Origin of the sequence: Micromonospora sp. DT201, assembly GCF_049841575.1 — a bacterium.
Classification (GTDB): Bacteria; Actinomycetota; Actinomycetes; order Mycobacteriales; family Micromonosporaceae; genus Micromonospora.
This window is the reverse complement of sequence record NZ_JBNCKP010000017.1, coordinates 35,523-51,681: the sequence shown is the minus strand read 5'-3', so window position 1 is coordinate 51,681 and position 16,159 is coordinate 35,523. Positions and strand designations below refer to the sequence as shown.

18 protein-coding genes are annotated in these 16,159 nt (G+C 70.2%); 11 read left to right on the top strand and 7 right to left on the bottom strand.

What is annotated here, in order from left to right; genetic code table 11:
• Positions 1-58: 58 nt before the first annotated feature.
• Positions 59-541, bottom strand: coding sequence for a hypothetical protein (locus tag ACLQ28_RS24510; RefSeq protein WP_425688621.1), 483 nt, complete (start codon positions 539-541; stop codon positions 59-61).
• Between the two features lie 261 nt (positions 542-802).
• On the opposite strand from ACLQ28_RS24510, the gene ACLQ28_RS24505 reads away from it, so the two are divergent.
• Entirely contained in the window at positions 803-1,066 is a 264-nt protein-coding gene (locus ACLQ28_RS24505; protein WP_425688620.1) for a hypothetical protein, read from the top strand.
• 81 nt (positions 1,067-1,147) lie between these two features.
• Here the strand turns inward: ACLQ28_RS24505 and ACLQ28_RS24500 are convergent, their stop codons facing one another.
• The 4 genes from ACLQ28_RS24500 to ACLQ28_RS24485 form a co-directional block, all read right to left on the bottom strand.
• A complete protein-coding gene (locus tag ACLQ28_RS24500) occupies positions 1,148-1,570 on the bottom strand; it encodes a hypothetical protein (RefSeq protein ID WP_425688619.1) in 423 nt (140 codons plus the stop codon).
• Positions 1,557-2,198, bottom strand: coding sequence for a hypothetical protein (locus tag ACLQ28_RS24495; RefSeq protein WP_425688618.1), 642 nt, complete (start codon positions 2,196-2,198; stop codon positions 1,557-1,559). The genes ACLQ28_RS24500 and ACLQ28_RS24495 overlap by 14 nt, the downstream gene beginning before the upstream one ends.
• Positions 2,195-2,455: a hypothetical protein gene (locus ACLQ28_RS24490; protein ID WP_425688617.1), complete on the bottom strand. Its 261-nt coding sequence runs from the start codon at positions 2,453-2,455 to the stop codon at positions 2,195-2,197. Before ACLQ28_RS24490 ends, ACLQ28_RS24495 begins: the two co-directional genes overlap by 4 nt.
• Positions 2,456-2,534: 79 nt before the next feature.
• Positions 2,535-2,765, bottom strand: a complete 231-nt coding sequence (locus ACLQ28_RS24485) for a GntR family transcriptional regulator (RefSeq protein WP_425688616.1) — start codon at positions 2,763-2,765, stop codon at positions 2,535-2,537.
• 225 nt (positions 2,766-2,990) lie between these two features.
• On the opposite strand from ACLQ28_RS24485, the gene ACLQ28_RS24480 reads away from it, so the two are divergent.
• The 5 genes from ACLQ28_RS24480 to ACLQ28_RS24460 all read left to right on the top strand — a co-directional run bounded on the left by ACLQ28_RS24480 (position 2,991) and on the right by ACLQ28_RS24460 (position 6,573).
• Positions 2,991-3,494 carry a hypothetical protein gene (locus ACLQ28_RS24480; RefSeq protein ID WP_425688615.1) on the top strand — a complete coding sequence of 168 codons (504 nt, stop codon included), beginning with the start codon at positions 2,991-2,993 and terminating at the stop codon, positions 3,492-3,494.
• A gap of 98 nt (positions 3,495-3,592) precedes the next feature.
• Positions 3,593-3,862, top strand: a complete 270-nt coding sequence (locus tag ACLQ28_RS24475; protein WP_425688614.1) for a hypothetical protein — start codon at positions 3,593-3,595, stop codon at positions 3,860-3,862.
• A gap of 12 nt (positions 3,863-3,874) precedes the next feature.
• Entirely contained in the window at positions 3,875-5,431 is a 1,557-nt protein-coding gene (locus tag ACLQ28_RS24470; RefSeq protein WP_425688613.1) for a plasmid pRiA4b ORF-3 family protein, read from the top strand.
• The gene (locus ACLQ28_RS24465) at positions 5,428-5,829 is read left to right on the top strand and encodes a hypothetical protein (RefSeq protein ID WP_425688612.1); all 402 of its coding nucleotides are present in this window, start codon (positions 5,428-5,430) and stop codon (positions 5,827-5,829) included. Before ACLQ28_RS24470 ends, ACLQ28_RS24465 begins: the two co-directional genes overlap by 4 nt.
• 60 nt (positions 5,830-5,889) lie before the next feature.
• On the top strand, positions 5,890-6,573 hold the full coding sequence (locus ACLQ28_RS24460; protein ID WP_425688611.1) for a DUF4232 domain-containing protein: 684 nt from the start codon (positions 5,890-5,892) through the stop codon (positions 6,571-6,573).
• Positions 6,574-6,599: 26 nt separating this feature from the next.
• Here the strand turns inward: ACLQ28_RS24460 and ACLQ28_RS24455 are convergent, their stop codons facing one another.
• Together ACLQ28_RS24455 and ACLQ28_RS24450 are read right to left on the bottom strand one after the other, a co-directional pair.
• A complete protein-coding gene (locus ACLQ28_RS24455; protein WP_425688610.1) occupies positions 6,600-7,466 on the bottom strand; it encodes an ABC transporter permease in 867 nt (288 codons plus the stop codon).
• Positions 7,466-10,330, bottom strand: coding sequence for an alpha/beta fold hydrolase (locus ACLQ28_RS24450; protein WP_425688609.1), 2,865 nt, complete (start codon positions 10,328-10,330; stop codon positions 7,466-7,468). The genes ACLQ28_RS24455 and ACLQ28_RS24450 overlap by 1 nt, the downstream gene beginning before the upstream one ends.
• A gap of 374 nt (positions 10,331-10,704) precedes the next feature.
• Here ACLQ28_RS24450 and ACLQ28_RS24445 point away from each other — a divergent pair, with 374 nt between their 5' ends.
• Genes ACLQ28_RS24445 through ACLQ28_RS24425 form a run of 5 tightly spaced genes read left to right on the top strand, consistent with a single transcriptional unit; the run spans position 10,705 to position 16,137 of the window.
• A complete protein-coding gene (locus tag ACLQ28_RS24445; RefSeq protein ID WP_425688608.1) occupies positions 10,705-11,943 on the top strand; it encodes a hypothetical protein in 1,239 nt (412 codons plus the stop codon).
• Positions 11,930-14,461 carry a nitrate- and nitrite sensing domain-containing protein gene (locus tag ACLQ28_RS24440; RefSeq protein ID WP_425688607.1) on the top strand — a complete coding sequence of 844 codons (2,532 nt, stop codon included), beginning with the start codon at positions 11,930-11,932 and terminating at the stop codon, positions 14,459-14,461. The genes ACLQ28_RS24445 and ACLQ28_RS24440 overlap by 14 nt, the downstream gene beginning before the upstream one ends.
• On the top strand, positions 14,458-14,934 hold the full coding sequence (locus ACLQ28_RS24435; protein ID WP_425688606.1) for a roadblock/LC7 domain-containing protein: 477 nt from the start codon (positions 14,458-14,460) through the stop codon (positions 14,932-14,934). Before ACLQ28_RS24440 ends, ACLQ28_RS24435 begins: the two co-directional genes overlap by 4 nt.
• Complete coding sequence (locus ACLQ28_RS24430) at positions 14,931-15,413, top strand: DUF742 domain-containing protein (protein WP_425688605.1); 483 nt, start codon at positions 14,931-14,933, stop codon at positions 15,411-15,413. The genes ACLQ28_RS24435 and ACLQ28_RS24430 overlap by 4 nt, the downstream gene beginning before the upstream one ends.
• Positions 15,391-16,137, top strand: coding sequence for a GTP-binding protein (locus ACLQ28_RS24425; RefSeq protein ID WP_425688604.1), 747 nt, complete (start codon positions 15,391-15,393; stop codon positions 16,135-16,137). Before ACLQ28_RS24430 ends, ACLQ28_RS24425 begins: the two co-directional genes overlap by 23 nt.
• Positions 16,138-16,159 lie beyond the last annotated feature (22 nt).

The following is a 16,159-nucleotide window of genomic DNA, read 5'->3' as shown; positions in this document are numbered from 1 at the left end:
AAAGTGCTGCCTGGACCTGGCCCCCGCGACCCATGCGGGTCACCAAGGCGGCGTCCCGCTACTTTGAGGCGGGAGCGATTCGGTCTTGCAGCCGCCGCAGACCGGCGTCTTTGGGTGTGCCTGTCAGCCGATCAACCAGTGGCACTCCATTGACATGAGCCCGACGAAGATAGTTCGAGTAGATAGTCACGTGGGTCTGGATGCCCCGGTCAAGCAGTCGACGAGGATTGATCCAGTCCGGCAACCATGACCACCGGCCCAGGAGCGTGTCCCTGGCTACGTCAATTCGTTCGAAACACCACAGGACGATGAAGAACGCCTGGATCTGCTCCGGCTGCTCAAGATGCACCTGATCACCGGCGCCTGCACTCTCGAACGCAGAGCCGACGACATGCCGAGCCTCCGCGACTTCTCCTGTGGTCAGGCTTTCATGGAGCTGTCGGGCACGCTCGAAGTCGTCTCTCCGAAGCTTGACCAACGACAGCACCAATGTCGCTATCGCCACCCCCGCGATTACGATCTTGTCGACGTTCTGCGCCACCGTCCACCCCCTTGATCACCAGCTCAAGCAGAGGGTATGCGGGTCAATCAACACCTCGGGACGACCCTCGGCAAGGTGCCTTGTGGTCACGCGACCTCGCTCGCCGCAGGACGCATGGGAACCCACGAGCGGGGCGTAAGCAGCAATGTCAACTAGCCGACTCGACCGAGAGTCCGGGACTGCGGCAACGCGCCGATGTCGGATAGTGTCCGGCCGGACACGGGACGCGAGATCGCTTCGCATCGAGGTCAGGAGTCGCGGATGGCGAGCATCGAGGAAGTCAAGGCTGCGCTCGCGCAGGCTGCGGAGCAGGGCAACGCCACACACCAGCAGATCCGCGCTGCCGTCGAGGCTACTGAGCAGACCCTGGGTCGGCTTCGGGCTGTAGCTGCCGGCACCGGACACCCCATGCTCGGCGAGGCGATCTCCCGAGCCGAGCAGAGCAAGCAACGCCTCGTGGAGGCGATGACGTTGCTCCAAGGCAGTTCGCAGGCCGCCCGCAACTACATAAGCGTCCTCGGCTGAGCGATAGTTTCAATGCGCGGCATCTCATGCTGATTGCCTGCGCGGATCGCGCGACGCGCTTGCCTCCGCCGCTGACCCTCGTCAGCCCCGCGAGGCGAGTTGGGCTGCCTCCGAGAGCAGCGCCTCCAACTCGACGTCAGCAAGATCCTCTTCGGTGAAGATCTTCTGCACCGTCGCCGCCTGGATCCGTCCGATCATCTCCTGGCTGATCGCATAGTCAAGCGAGGGGTCGATGGTCGAGAGGATCAAGGACTCGGCGTCGTCGGCTCGGATTTCAGGCCCACCGTCATACTCGGCGCGCAGGTCGGCGACAAATTTGATCACTCCGGCCCGGTCAGCGGTCTCGCCGAAGCGTCGGTCGACCGCTACGAAGAACAGCGCAGCAAGGAACCTGGGAAAGCCGTCCCAACCCTCGGCATCGAGCCGGGCCCCGACGGACTCGTTGGCAGCGTAGTCACTCCGGACCATCGTCCGGACGTAATCGATCAGGTCAGGCTTGATCATCGCTGTCCCGTCTCCTCGCTCGTCGAGTGTTGCCATAGTTCCATATCGCTTTTGCCATCACCGCCAGGGCGCCGGCCGCCATTACCATCGCCGTCACGGGGTTGTCGATTTGGGGAGACTCCTGAGCTGGCCCGTGCGAGGCGGTGCCAGTAGTCGATCCGCCGCGATTGTCCTGCCTGAGGAACTTGTAGAACTGGTTTGCGCCGTTCTCACTGCTCTTCAGACTGTCTTCGGTGTCGTCCGCCTTCTGGACCTGCCGACGCCACAGGATGTCGGCTCGGCTGCCGCGCGCTTCCGCCTCAGTGACGAGACGTTCACCCGAGGGCGCGGCGCCCTCGACGGACGGGTCGACTGGTCCGGTGCCGGGGGCGATGACGTTCACATAGGCGCTGATGTGCCGGGCGGCATCGGCCACCAGGCGTGCGTAGCGGCCCGCTTTGTCCCTGGCGACTTCGGCGTCTGCGGCAGCAGCCGCCAGCCGTTGATTGTTGCCACCCCGACGAACCTCGGCTAGATGGGCAAGCGCTTGTTCGGCGTCCGCCTTCGCACGAGATGCGGTCACAGCAGCGCTGTCGAGACTTGCTCGTATCGCTACAAGGTGCGCGACCACATCGCCAACACTGGTCATCCGAGCTGAGAGCGGTAGTCGCCTACCTTCTCGGCAACGGCATCGAAGCGGCGGCGAGTCGGTTCGACCTCAGCTTGGGCGAGACTGAGCGCGCTGTGAGTGCGGGTCACCTCGGCATGCTGACTGCCCCGGAGGACTCGGGCCGCTTCACCGGTCGCCGATTCAGCCTGAGCAATCGCCCGATCGAGGGTTCGGCGGCCTTGGCGGGCCGACTCGATGGCAGCACCAAGGGTCGCCTTCAGCTCGGCGATGCTCATCCGGCACCCGTCCTCGGTCGAAGTACATTCGGCAGACGGTATCGGATATCGATACGGATCGCAGTCCCTGAGCGAGCGGCTACTCGGGGACGAAAACGCCGAGCCCTTGGTGGCCGTACAACTCGCCGGTCTCAATCAAGATCGTGATGGCCTGCCGGACGGTCGACTGACTTCCCACGTTGTAGAGGTCCGCCAACTCCTTGGTCGAGGGCAGCTTGTGACCAGGCGGCCAATCGCCGTCGGCGATACGCCTTCTGATGTCGGCGATGATCCGCCGGTAGTGCGGCTCGAACTTCCGCGGTGAGGGCATGCGAGGTACTCCCAGCTAGGCATGCCCATCTGATCACGACTGCGGGAGTCACCTCAAGCGCATCGTTGACTTTACCGGCATTACCGGTAAAGCTGTGGACAGGAACTTCCAGCTAGGCACTGGGCGGTTCCCCCCGCCGGGGCAGCGCGAATAGCGACTCGGATGTCCCCCATCTGGGCTGACTGCCGCGCTGCCCCGGCACCCACCAACCCGCGAGGAGGCGACATGACGGTGCCCGAGGCGAGCGCCGCCTGGGAGGTCGAGCAGGTGGCCGGCGAGCTGCGCGAGACGTACCTCGCCGTGGCCGCCGCGACCGTCCTGCTGGAGCGGACCAGCGCGGGCTGCGTCCATCCGGCGATCCGGCAGGCCCGGCGCTGCGGGGAGGACGCGCTCGACCTGGCCGGCGAGGCACAACGGCAGCTCACCGATGGGCTACGACGCCTGCACACCGAGGCCGGCCAGCCCACCATTGGTGACCTGACCGAGGTGCTGGACACCGCCCGCGACCAGTTGAGTGCCGCAGCCGAGCGAGTCGGACGACTCCCCGAGCGGATCACCACCGCCAGACGGCAGCTCGTCGAGGCCGGCCAGCCCGACCCGGCCACCGACGCGGTGAGCGAGCAGTGGTCCCGGGCCGCCGAACAGCTCGACCTGACGTCGGAGAGCCTCACGGCGGCCGTGGCGGCACTGACTGCGTACACCGATGGGTTGTCCGGAGCGACCGCCTGAAGCAGGCCCGGGGCGGGCGCCGGGCTCCGGTCCGCGAATGTCCGGGCAAACGCCGGCCGACCCCGCCCGCCTCGGTGCCGCACCCAAAGGAAACCATGATGGAGTACGAGGCACAGCCCCGCTGGATCGTGCACCTACCCACCACCCTGACCAGCATCGACGGTGCGCGCGCACTGGCCGAGGCGCTGCGCGACTCGCTCGGCCACGTCAGTGCCATCGACTTCGGCGAGACGACGCTGAGCGAAGAAGATCGCCAGTTCGTGCGTACCCGCGTCTGGTGCGACGGTCGCCTCCCCGGCGGCGCCCGCTGCACCCTGCCCACCGACCACCCCGGCGAGTTGTGTGCGGCCGGCTCCGGCAGCCCGTGAAAATATGCTCGGATGAGTCCCGAGAGCCGTCGTCGTAAGCGCGCCAAGCCCAGTCGGTCCGGCCAGCAGGTCGTGCGGCGGGCCCGTCCCGCCGAGATGGATCAGTGCGACTGCCCGGTGTGCTCAGATGCTGACTTCGATCCGCAGACCTTTATCGACGACCTGGTCGCCGGCGCTGCCGACCTGATCAAGGCGGAGGATCCCGTCGAGGCCGAGTTGTTTGCCGCGACGTTCCTGTCCGCTGGTGACCTTGGCGGCGAAGGCTTCACCGAGGCGCTCAACGAGGACATGCTGCCGGCCGTCGCCGAAATCGGTACGCCCGAGGCGCTCGCGATGCTGCTCGCGATCGACGCAGTCCGGGAGGGCACCGTCGCCGCAGAGGCTGCCCAGCGTCTGGTGGACGCGGGCGTGGCAGCACCGAGTTGGGCCAGTGAGCTGCGCCAGCCCGTGCGGGTCGGCCCGTGTCGACGGTTCGCCGACTCGGCGGGCAGCGCGTCCATGCTCGTCTGCGCCTTCGAACGAGCCGGGCGATCGTACGGGTTCCTCGTCCACGTCGATCACCTCGACTGTGACGCGGCGGCCGACATCGTGTTCTTTCCCGCTCACGCCCTGGACGAGGTGGTCACCACCATTCAGCAGAACGGCCGTCGTGCCGGTCTGACGATCGCGGAGGAGTTGTTGGCCCCGGCCGAGTTTCGGTGGCAGGTCGAACGGGCCCTCGACGCCCGCGCAGACCACGACCAGGAACGTGACCTCGCGGAGTTCGACGACGAATTCGACGACGAGGACGGACCGGGCTACCACATGCTGGCGGTGCTGCTGCGAGCCCGGATCCGTACGCTGCCCGAGCCGACACGCCCACCAGCCCAGCACGACGCCGACACCCGTCGACCCACCCTCGAACTGCTGGACATGATCAGCCAGATCGCCGGGCAGGCGCAGCAGATCCAAACCCGAGCAGGACGACGTGCCGCCGGGCGAAAGCTGCCGGCAAAGCGCAAGAAATCCGGCCCAGCCGCGCCCATCTACCAGCTCAAGGTGGGTCTGCGGGGGGCGAAGCCACCAATCTGGCGGCGTTTGGAGCTGCCTGCCGACACCAGCCTGGCCGACCTGCACGACATCATCCAGGTGGCCTTCGGCTGGGACGACTCCCACCTGCACGTCTTCGAGACCGCGTACGGCGACTTCGGGGTCGCGGACCGAGAGTTGGGCTACCGCGCGGAAGCCCCGGTGACCCTGGAGCAGGTCGCGTCCGGCGGCGGAGACCGTTTCAAATACACGTACGACTTCGGCGACGACTGGACACACGAAATCGTCGTAGAGAAGGTGCTGCCTCGCCAGCCCATCGCGTACCCACGATGCACCGGCGGTCGGCGGTCGGCCCCGCCGGAAGACTGCGGTGGCATCTGGGGCTACGCCGAGTTGGTCGAGGTGCTGAGCGATCCCGGCCACCCCGAACACGGCGACCGGCTGGAATGGCTCGGACTGGCCTCCGCTGCCGACTTCCAGCCCGCCCGATTCGACGCTACCGAGATCACCCGAGCCCTCACCGAACGGGGCCGCGGGTGACCGATCCTGCCTGCGAGCTGATCCTCTACCGCGCCGACGACGGCGGGTCCGTCGTCCAGCTGCGTGCGACCAAGGGGACGGTCTGGCTGACTCAGGCTCAAATGGCAGAGCTGTACGGCACCTCGGTTCCCAACATCGTGCAGATCATGCGTCGAGTGCTGGCCGACGTGGAGGTGACCGAGGCAACTATTAACTCTGAGTTAGTAGTTCGCACCGAGGGCGGTCGGCAGGTGCGGCGTGAGGTCAAGGTCTACAAACTATTGGAGCTCGAACGCCGCGACCGCCTCGACGAAAAGCCGCCAGACGGCGTTGCGTTGCGTGATACGGCGAGCGATGCCGCAATTCAGCTCCAAAGGCGCACCAGGAGAGGTCGCACACCAGTTCGTATGGCGCAGTAAGAGCCGGCGAAGGCTGAGGCCGGGCGGCGGCGGCACGCCCACGTGGGCGAGGATCAACAAATGATCTCCCGTGACCCGGCAGCATGGCGACGTATCAGCGCGACGGTCGCGACCGCGCTCGTGCTCGTGCTCGGGGGCTGCACTTCCGATGACCATCGGGGTCAGGGCGGGGACCCCCCGTACCCGCCGCCGACCGCGCCGAGTCCCAGCCCGTCGGCGACCGTCGACCCGTGTCCGGCGTCCGGCGTTCAGATCCGGTCGACCGGCGGGGATGCCGCCATGGGCCTGCGCGCCCTCGGCATCGAGCTCATCAACTGCGGCGACCAGCCCTACCAGCTCAACGGGTACCCGGTGCTGCACGTGTTCGACGAGCAACGCGAGCCAATCATGCTGCGCGTGGTCAACGGCGCCAAGGAGATCACCATGGGCTTCGACCAACCACCTCGGAAGGTCACCCTCGCCGCCGGGGAGCGGGCCACCGCCGTGGTGCTCTGGCGCAACCTGGTCACCGACTCGACAGTGGTGGCCACCAACGGCGAATACCTGACGGTGGCACCCGCCGCCGGGCAGCCAGCCGAAGAGGTGGACCCCGACGGGCCGATCGACCTCGGCAACACCGGCCGGATCGGCGTCAGCGCCTGGAAGAAGGCCGACCCGTCCACGCCGGCGCCGACGCGGCCGGCACCGCCACCGGCCCCGAGCGCGGTGCCGTCCTCGGTGAGCCCACCCGACGGCCGGCTATGAGCCCAGCCGGCCACGAGACCAGCCGACTATGAGGTGATGTCCTTGCGGGTGAAGCGCCAGAACGCCAAACCCCAGAACAACGTCGCGTAGCTGATCGCCGAGATACAGCCGCGCACGACGTCGTCGGTCTGCACCGGGGTCGAGAGCAACCCCAACCACGCGGTGCTGAAGTGGGTGGGCAGGAAGTCGCGCAGCGCCCCCAGAGCGGTGATCTGGTCCAGGATGCTGGACAGGATCCACAGCAGCACCGCACCACCGACCGCGCCGAGCGCAGCGTCCGTGGTCACCGACAGCAGGAACGCCAGCCCGGCCACCACCAGCAGTACGACCGCCAGGTAGCCGAGCACCGCCAGCAACCGGAGCAGCCCCTCGGTGGGCTCCAGCTCGGCGGCGACCGTGCTGCGCAGCGGTGACCAGCCGTAGCGCAGGGTGCCGGCCAGCAACGCGGTGCCAGCCAACAGAAGCAGGGCCAGTCCCGAGTACGCGAGCGCGACCACCAGCTTCACCGTCAACAGCCGGGCCCGGGGCACCGGGATCGCCAGCAGATAGCGCAAGCTGCCCCAGCTCGCCTCACTGGCCACCGTGTCGCCACAGAACAGCGCGACGACCACCACCAGCAGGAACGACGCCGAGACGAAGATCGAGAACAGGGTGAAGTTGAGCCCGCCCGAGGTGGCCAGGTCGACCAGGCTGGCGAACTCGTTGTTGCCGTTGTCGTCGTCGCCGCCGGAGTTGAACTGGAACGCGATCAGGATGATCAGCGGCAGCAGCACCATGAACCCGAGCGCCAGCTGCGTACGCCGTCGGGACGCCTGCCGACGGAACTCCGCCGCGAACGGCATGGTCGCCGACGGCCGGTAGCCAACGGCCTCGCCCGCGCCAGAAACAACCATCACCGGTCACCACTTCCCCGTGAGTTGTCGCCCACCAGGGCCAGGAACGCGTCTTCCAGGCGCCGCCGGGGCACCACCCGGTCCACTCCGATGCCGGCGCGCACCAGCTCGGCCACCACTTCGCTGCGGGCCGTGCCGTTGGTGTCGACCACCAACTGGCCGTCGCTCTCCGGCAGCACCCGGACCCCGGGCAGCCGGTCCAGCACCGCCCGCGCCGCCACCGGGTCGGTGACGTCGAAGAGCACGCTGGGCGACTCGCCCACGATTTCTTCCACCGGCCCGGACGCCACGATCCGACCCTTGTTGACCACCACCGCGTGCGTGCATGTCTGCTCCACCTCGGCCAACAGGTGGCTGGAGACCAGAACCGCCCTGCCGTCCGTGGCGTACCGCTGGAGCACCCGGCGCATCTCGGCGATCTGTGGTGGGTCGAGCCCGTCGGTCGGCTCGTCCAACACCAACAGCTCAGGCAGGCCGAGCATGGCCTGGGCGATGGCGAGACGCTGGCGCATCCCGTGGCTGTAGTTCTTGATCTTCCGGTGTACCGAGTCGCCCAGCCCGGCGATTTCCAGCGCCTCGTCGAAGTGCGCGTCCTCGGCCGGTCGCCCGGTGGCCTGCCAGTACGCCTTCAGGTTGTCCAGGCCCGACAGGTGCGGCAGGAAGCCAGGGCCCTCCACCAGCGCGCCGATCCGGGACAGCACCGGCGAGCCGGGCACCAGTCGGCGACCGAAGACGTAGATCTCCCCGGCGGTTGGCTGGGTCAGGCCCATCAGCACCCGCAGCGTGGTGGTCTTACCGGCGCCGTTGGGCCCGAGCAGACCCACCACCTGACCCGGGTGCACCTCGAAGTCCACGTTCGACACAGCGACGAAGCCGTCCGCGTACTCCTTGCGCAGTGAGCGCACGGCCAGCGGGGTGTCCGCGTACTCCGGATGCACCGACCGGTCCTGGCGGCGGTGCCGGCGGCGGACCACGGCGACGACCACGACGAGGCCGATCGCGATGGCGGCGAGCAGACCAGCGAGCACCCAGCGCCAGATCGTCGCCGCGGTGGGGATCGGCTCACCGCTGACCGTGGGCAGGGTGACCACGCCGTCGACTGCCACCGTGTAGACGGTCGGCTGGGCGGGCGTCGTGTACGCCTGGTCGGAGGTGGCCACCACCAGACGCAGCCGGTGCCCGGCCTCCACCCGATGGACGATCCCGGGCAGCGTCACGGTGACCGGGCGGGCGTCCTGCACCTGTTGCGGCAGGCCGCTGAGCCGGATCGGGGCGACCAGCCCGTTCGGCAGGGTGGCCGCGCCGTCCTTGTCGACGTCGTAGAGCTTGACGAAGAGCACCGCCGCACCGGTCGGCGACGCGGCCCGCAGGGTGACGGTGGGCGCGCCGGCCACGTCCACCGCCTCGGTCAGCGGCGACGACTCGAACCGGGCGTGTTGGCCGGGCACGTCGCCGGCCACGCCGTCGAGCAGCGAGGCGAGCCCGCCCGCGAACGGGATCGAGGAGATGGCCGCCGGGTTGCCGTTCGGCGGGTTCGCGATCGGCTGGGCTGGGCCGGCGACCGCGACCTCCCGGCGGGCGTTGCCGGCCAGGCCCGGGTAGTCAGCGCGGCGGAAACCGGTGGCGACGAGACCTCGGTCGAGTGCGTCGAAGCCGGCGATCCGCGACCAGGTGAAGTCGTCGCCGGGCGCGTCGCCCTCGCCCTTGACGTAGTGGTCGAGCCACTGGACGGTCAGGAACTTCACCCGGTCGGAGTCGGAGCGGGGGCCTGCGCCGCCGTCGTGGCCGCCGGTGAACCAGGCGACCCGCACCGGGGTGCCGGCGGCGGCGATGCCCTTCGCGTTCGCGTCGGCCTCACCAAGGGGGAAGAGCGTGTCCGCCTCGCCCTGCACTAGCAGGGTGGGCGCCTTGATTCGATCCAGGACACCCGCCGGGCTGGACCGGCGCAGCAGGTCCACGGCGGCCTGATCGGCGCGGCCAGCGGTGGCGATCCGCAGGTACGCGGCGCACACGTCGGCGGCGAACCGGCCGCAGGACGGGTCGGCTGCACCGGTCGGGGCGCCGCCGGGACCCGTGCCCGGACCGGCACCCGGCCCCGGGCTGGGCGGGCCGGCCGACGCCGGTGCGCCCTGCGGCTGGGCGGCGGTCGCACCGGAGAGCCCGGCCGGGCCGGAGCCCACGTTGCCGCCGCCGCCGAAGAAGAGGCCAGCCCAGCCCTTCTTGAACACACCCTCGGTCGGTGCCCCGCCGGTGCTCTCCGGCAGGAAGGCGCGGGACAGGTCGTTCCAAGTGATCATGGGGACGATCGCGTCGACCCGACGGTCCTGGGCTGCCAACAACAGCGCCAGCCCGCCGCCGTACGAGCCGCCGACCACACCGACCTTCGGGTCACCGGGGCCGTCGGTGCGGACCTCCGGTCGGGCGGCCAGCCAGTCCAGCAGCCGAGCCGCGTCGCGCACCTCGTAGTCCGGGCTGTCCAGGTGGATCTCGCCGCCGCTGCGACCGAAGCCCCGCGCGGTCCAGGTGAGCACCGCGTAGCCGCGCCCGGCGAACTCCTCCGCGTCGGAGCGCACCGACTCCTTCGTGCCGCCGAACCCGTGTGCCAACAGCACCGCCGGCACCTTCCGACCGGACGACGCATCGTCGGGCAGGTAGAAGGTCGTGTCCAGGTCCACCGGCTGGTCGTCGGACGGTCCGGAGCGGACGGTGAGCATCGCGCTCTCGCTGCGAACGCCCGGCCCCTGCGGCCACACCGCCCAGGTCACGGCGGCAGCCACCAGCACGACGACCACCCCTGCGGCGATCGCGCGGCGGCGGGTGGGCAGGGCACGCCGGAACCACGCGGCCGGCGACGGCGATGTCATGCGGCACACGGTACGGCCCGCAGCCTGAGCGTTGGCTGAGATCCGCCGTACGTCCGTCCGGTTGCCCCGATCGGTGATCGGGTGGGTGCGAGCGCGTCTTGTCCGACGCGGCCCAGTGAGTTGAGTTCGGATCCCGAGAATTCCGATCTTCCGCGGATATCCACCTCGATCCCTCCATGTCACACCCACCAATGACGCGGAACGGGCTGGAAGCGCGGACAAATGGTGACATCGCGCGAACTGACGCGAACCTGACTCCTCGACCGAGGCCTGACCAGTAAGGGGGTCGGTTAGTTTTCCGGTCCGGTGCACGGGACTTGTCGGCTAACCCGCCACCGCGCCGATCCGCGCACCACGCCGGAGGAGACACACACATGACAGTCCCCGCGCCGCGGGCCCGTCGACGGCCATCCACGCTGGGCCGGCTACTGCCGCTGCTGCTCATCGGGGCATTACTGGCACCGGTGGGTCTGCTCCTCACGTCCACCTGGCGGCAGACCACCGACGACCGGGACCTGGCCGTCCGGGAACGGCTCGGTGTGCAGTACCTCAGCGCTCTGGGGTCGGTCACCGACGCCCTCGTGGAGGCCCAGTCCGCTGCGGTCAACGGCCGCACCGTCCCGGCGGAGACGCTGAACCGGGCGGTCGAGGAGGCCGCAGCGGTGGACGCCCGCGTCGGCGTCGAGCTGCTCAGCCAGGAACGCTGGGCCGGGGTACGCGCCAAGCTGGAGGCGCTGCGCGGCCGCAGCCTCGCCGACCCGGAGTCCGCCTACACGGCGTACAGCGAGGTGTCCGACCTGCTGCTGGCCCTGCACCGAAAGGTCCGAGAGAGCTCCGGGCTGGTACGCGATCCCTCCGCCGACTCCTTCTTCCTCCAGGACAGCGCCGGCCATCAGCTTCCCGAGGCGGTGGTGGCCGCCGGCCGGCTCGCCGATCTGGGCACGCTGGTGTCCCGCCGACCGGCCGCCGAGCAACCCCGCGGCCTGATGGAGCTGACCGGCCTGCGGGTAACCGCCCTGGGACCCGCCAGCGACCTCGTCGACAACCTGCGCTCCGCCGTGGACGGCTCGGAGAGCACCGATCTCGGTGCCAACGTGCTGACCCCGCTGGACACCTACCAACGCTCGGTGGAGGCGTTGGCCGCACACTCCATCCCCGCCAACGGCAAGAACGCGGTGCACTCGGATCAGTTGAGCGCAGCCGGGCTCAACACGCAGCGCGCCGCCCGCCAACTTCAGCCGGTCATCCTCGGCGAGTTGGACGCCTTGCTGGTCGAGCGCATCGACGGGCTTGACCGGGACCGTTGGTTGACCGTTGGAGCGGGTGTGGCCGCCGGGTTGTTGCTGAGCTGGCTCGCCGCGCTGATGATCGCCGCCGGTGGGCGGGCCCGGCGGCGGGCCGCCATGGCCGCGACCCACACGGACAGCCCCGACACCCCTGCACCTGTCGAACTGTGGCAACCGGCGGCCGGCGACCCGCGCGGGCCGCAACCGCCGGCCGGCGACCCGCACGGGCTGCAACCGCCGGCCGGCGACCCGCACGGGCTGCAACCGGTCGGCGCAGCCCGTGACCCGGAGTCCGCGCGGTGGGGGGCGTTCGATGCTGCTCGGTAGGCTCCGCATCCGCGGCAAGCTCGCGCTGCTCGTGGTGATCCCGCTGCTCAGCATGGTCGGCCTGGCCGTGCCCGTGGTGCTCGACCGGGTGGCCGCGGCACAGCGGGCCGGCGACACCGCCGACCGGGTACGACTCGCCAGCAAGGTCGGCAGCCTGGTCCAGGACCTCCAGCAGGAACGCATCCTCTCGGTCGGTTTCCTGCTCGGTCGAGTCGAACGCAGCGAGCTGATCCGCAAGGCCGCCGACGTGGACGACCGGGTGGCCGACCTGCGGGCTGGAGAGAGCGATGCGCTGACCGACCAGGTCGACCGCGCCTTGGACGGCGTGTCCAGCCTCATCGACCTGCGTACGGCCGTGCTGGCCCGGGTCGCGAACCCTGGTCAGGTGATGGACGCGTTCGGCCCCGTCAACATGGGGTTGATCGAGTCGCTGCGGCTGGTGTTCGGTGTGGACACCGACACGTTGCCGGGTCGGCAGGTGCTCGCCCTCGACGGGCTGCTCCGCGTCGACGAGGGCCTGGGCGCCTGCGCCACCCTGAGCCTGCTGGTCAAGGCGATCGGTAGCCCGGACACCACCACCGGGTACGTGGCGTGCATCGCCGCGCTCCAGGTCGACAATCTGCGCTTCCGCAGCCTGATCACGCCCGAGCAGCTCAAGGTGGCCCAGCTCAACGACGCGGCCGTGGCGGCCCGTACCAGTGCGGACTTCCTGGTCACCAGTGCTCGGGACCCGGCCAGCGCAGTCCGCGACGTGCCGATGGAGGCGCTCTTCCCGGCTGTCCGCACGATGATCCGACTCGGCCAGTTCGTGGAGAAGAAGCTGGTCGCCGACGTGCTCGCCGAGGTGACCGCCGAGCAGCGGCGCGCGCTGACCGCCGCGTACCTGGTCGGTGCCGCAGCGGCGCTGGTCCTGGCGCTGGTGGTGTTGCTCAGCGCGGCGGTCGCGCGGACGGTGGCCCGACCGCTGACCCGCCTCACCCGCTCGGCCGACCGGGTCGCCCGGGTCGCCGAGGCGGAGCTGGTGCGGGTCACCGACGACGAGGGGGAGAGCCCTCAGCCGGTCCGACTGGAGCCGGTGGACATCCGGGCCAACGACGAGATCGGCGACCTGGCGCGGGCCTTCGACCGGGTGCAGAGCACCGCTGCACGGCTGGTCGAGCGGCAGGTCGCCGGCCGACGCAACGTGGCGCAGATGTTCGGCCACGTCGGGCGGCGTACCCAGAACCTGGTGGGCCGGCAGATCGCACTGATCGACCGGTTGGAGCAGCAGGAGGTCGACCCGGGCCGGCTTGAGCACCTGTACCGGCTCGACCACATCTCCAGCCGGTTGCGTCGCAACGCCGGCAGCCTGGTGGTGCTCTCCGGCTCGGCCGGTGCGGACGCGCACACCGCACCGGTGCCGCTGGCCGACGTGGTCCGGTTGGCGCTCGGCGAGATCGAGGATTACACCCGGGTAGAGGTGCGGGTGCCGGCGGGCATCTCGGCTGCGCCGGCGGTGGTCGGCGACCTCATCCTGGCGCTTGCCGAGCTGATGGAGAACGCCACCGCGTTCTCCCCGCCGCACACCCGGGTGCTGGTGGCCGCCGACGCGTCCGGCCTCGGCGCGCGGATCACCGTCGTGGACCAGGGCATCGGCATGGGCGAGCAACGGCTGGCCGAGGAGAACGCCCGGTTCACCCGGCGGGAACGGCTCGACCTGGCACCGACCGAGGTGCTCGGTCTCTTCGTGGTGGGCCGGTTGGCCCGCCGGCACGGCTGGGAGGTGGGCCTGGCCGCGACCGCTGGCGGTGGGGTGACCGCACACCTGGAGATCCCGCCGACGTCCCTGGTGCTGCGCCGTGCCGACCGGGCCGGAGCCACCGTGGCCCGGGCCGCGGTGCCGGAACGAGGCCGTCGTACGGCGGCGACGCCCCACCCCGACCACGGCGTGCGGTCCCTCACGGCGGCCGTCGCCGCACCAGCCCGCTTCGACTCGGATCTGCTGAGTCGGGCCACCCGCAGCCTGGAGGCCAGCCCGTCCTGGAACGCGTTCGGCTCTGGCCAGCCGGAGCAGACCACTCCCACACCTGAGGGTCCGCAACCGTCGGGCTCGCCGGCCGGCCCGCGGGTCCGGCAGCGGGTGCCCGGGGCAAGCCTGCACGTCGCTGCCCCGCCGATCCGGCCGGTGGACGCCACCGGCGCGGACCCCGCCGCCGCCCGCGCGCTGGTTGAGGCGTTCCAGGCCGGCGTACGCCGGGCCGAGCTGAACACCGTCGACCTGCCGAGCACACCGGGCGGCCTCGGCCCGATGGTGGCGGGTGGCACCGGCCCGGCCGATGCCACACCGGGGCGGCCCCGGCTGACCCGACGGGTGCCGGGGGCGAACCTCGCTCTCGTCCCGGCCTGCCAGCCACTCAGTACGCACCTCGGCGACCCGGCCGAGGTCCGCAATCTCATCAGCGAGTTCGAGGCGGGCGTCGCCCGCGCTCTCCGCGAAGTCAGCCCAGACCGCCGGACCGAAGAAGGATCATCACGGTGACCAGCCCCTTCCTGCACGACAACGTCGACCCCCAGAGTCAGTCCGTCGCCGGCGGGGACCTCAGCCCGGAGGCACGTACGTTCAACTGGCTGTTGGACTCCTTCACCTCCAGCACCGCCGGGGTCCTGGAGGCGATCGCGGTCTCCTCGGACGGCCTGCTGATGGCCATGTCGGCCATCAAGGACCGGTCCAACGCGGAACGGCTGGCGGCGGTGGTCTCCGGGATGACCAGCCTCGCTGGTGGGGCGGCCAGCTGGTACGCGCTCGGCGGCCTGAACCGGGTGATCGTCGACATGGCCGACGGCTACCTGCTGATCAGTGCCATCAGCAGCGGTTCCGTGCTCGGGGTGGTCGCCGACCGGTCGGCGAACCTGGGCACTGTCGCGTACGAGATGACGCTCTTCGCCGGGCGGGCCGGTGGTGCCCTGACGCCGCGGCTGATCGTCGAGTTGAAGAACGCCGTTCAGCAGTGACCCCCGACGTCGCCGGCGAGGACCCGGACCCGGAGCCCAAGGTCCGGATCCGCCCGTACCTGCGCACGGAACCCCCGACCGAGGACGGCGCGGTGTCGACCCCGACGGAGCCGGAGTCGGGCGGTGATCGGCCGGCCGGGCCCCGCCCCTTCGTGCTCACCTCCGGGCGGGTGGCGGGTGCCGACCCGGCGATCGGGCTGGAGACGCAGGTGACCGCCCGCACGGACAGCGGCTGGTGGACCGGCCCGCCCGGTGCCCTGCTGGCACCGGAATTCCAGGCGATCATCGCGCTCTGCGCCGAGCCGATCTCGGTGGCCGAGATCTCGGCCCGCGCCCGGTTGCACTTCGGCGTGACGCGGGTCCTGGTCGGTGACCTACGGGCGGCGGGACACCTGGACGTGCACGTCACCGACGCCGACGACGCCTTCGACCCCGACCTCATCCTGCGAGTGATTGATGGACTCCGTGCGATCTCCTGAATGGCCGGTCGGCCCGCTCGGCGGGGTCGCCGGAAACAGCGCCGCCGCCCGTTACGGCATGTCGCCGGGCACCGGCCCGCTGGTCGGGCGCGCCGGCCCACCGCCGCCGTACGAGCCTCCGTCCGGCCCGGGGGCGACGTCGCCGCCGGTCGGTAAGCCGGCGGCACCGCCGATCCCGGTCAAGATCTTGGTGGCTGGTGGGTTCGGGGTTGGGAAGACCACCACCGTGGGTGCGATTTCCGAGATCGCTCCTCTCACCACCGAGGCCGAGATGACAAGCGCCGGGATCGGCGTGGACGACCCGGGTGCCCGGTCCACCAAGACCACCACGACGGTGGCGATGGACTTCGGTTGCGTGACCATCGACCGCAGTTTGAAGCTCTACCTGTTCGGCACGCCCGGGCAGGCGCGGTTCGGCTTCATGTGGGACGACCTAGCCCGCGGAGCGCTCGGCGCGCTGGTGGTGGCGGACAGCGCCCGGCTGGACGACTGCTTCCCATCGATCGACTTCTTCGAGCGGGCGGGGCTGCCATTCGTGGTCGGGGTCAACGCCTTCGACGGGCGGCTGGCCCTGGAACTCGGCGAGATCCGCTGGGCTCTGGCCATCGGTGAGCACGTTCCGCTTGTGCAGTTCGACGCCCGGGACCGGCTCTCGGTGCGGGACGCCCTGCTGGTCGTCCTGGACCGTGCGCTGGAACGTGCTACCCGGGACAGGAGAGCCTGAGCTGACCGGCTCCGGCCGTTGG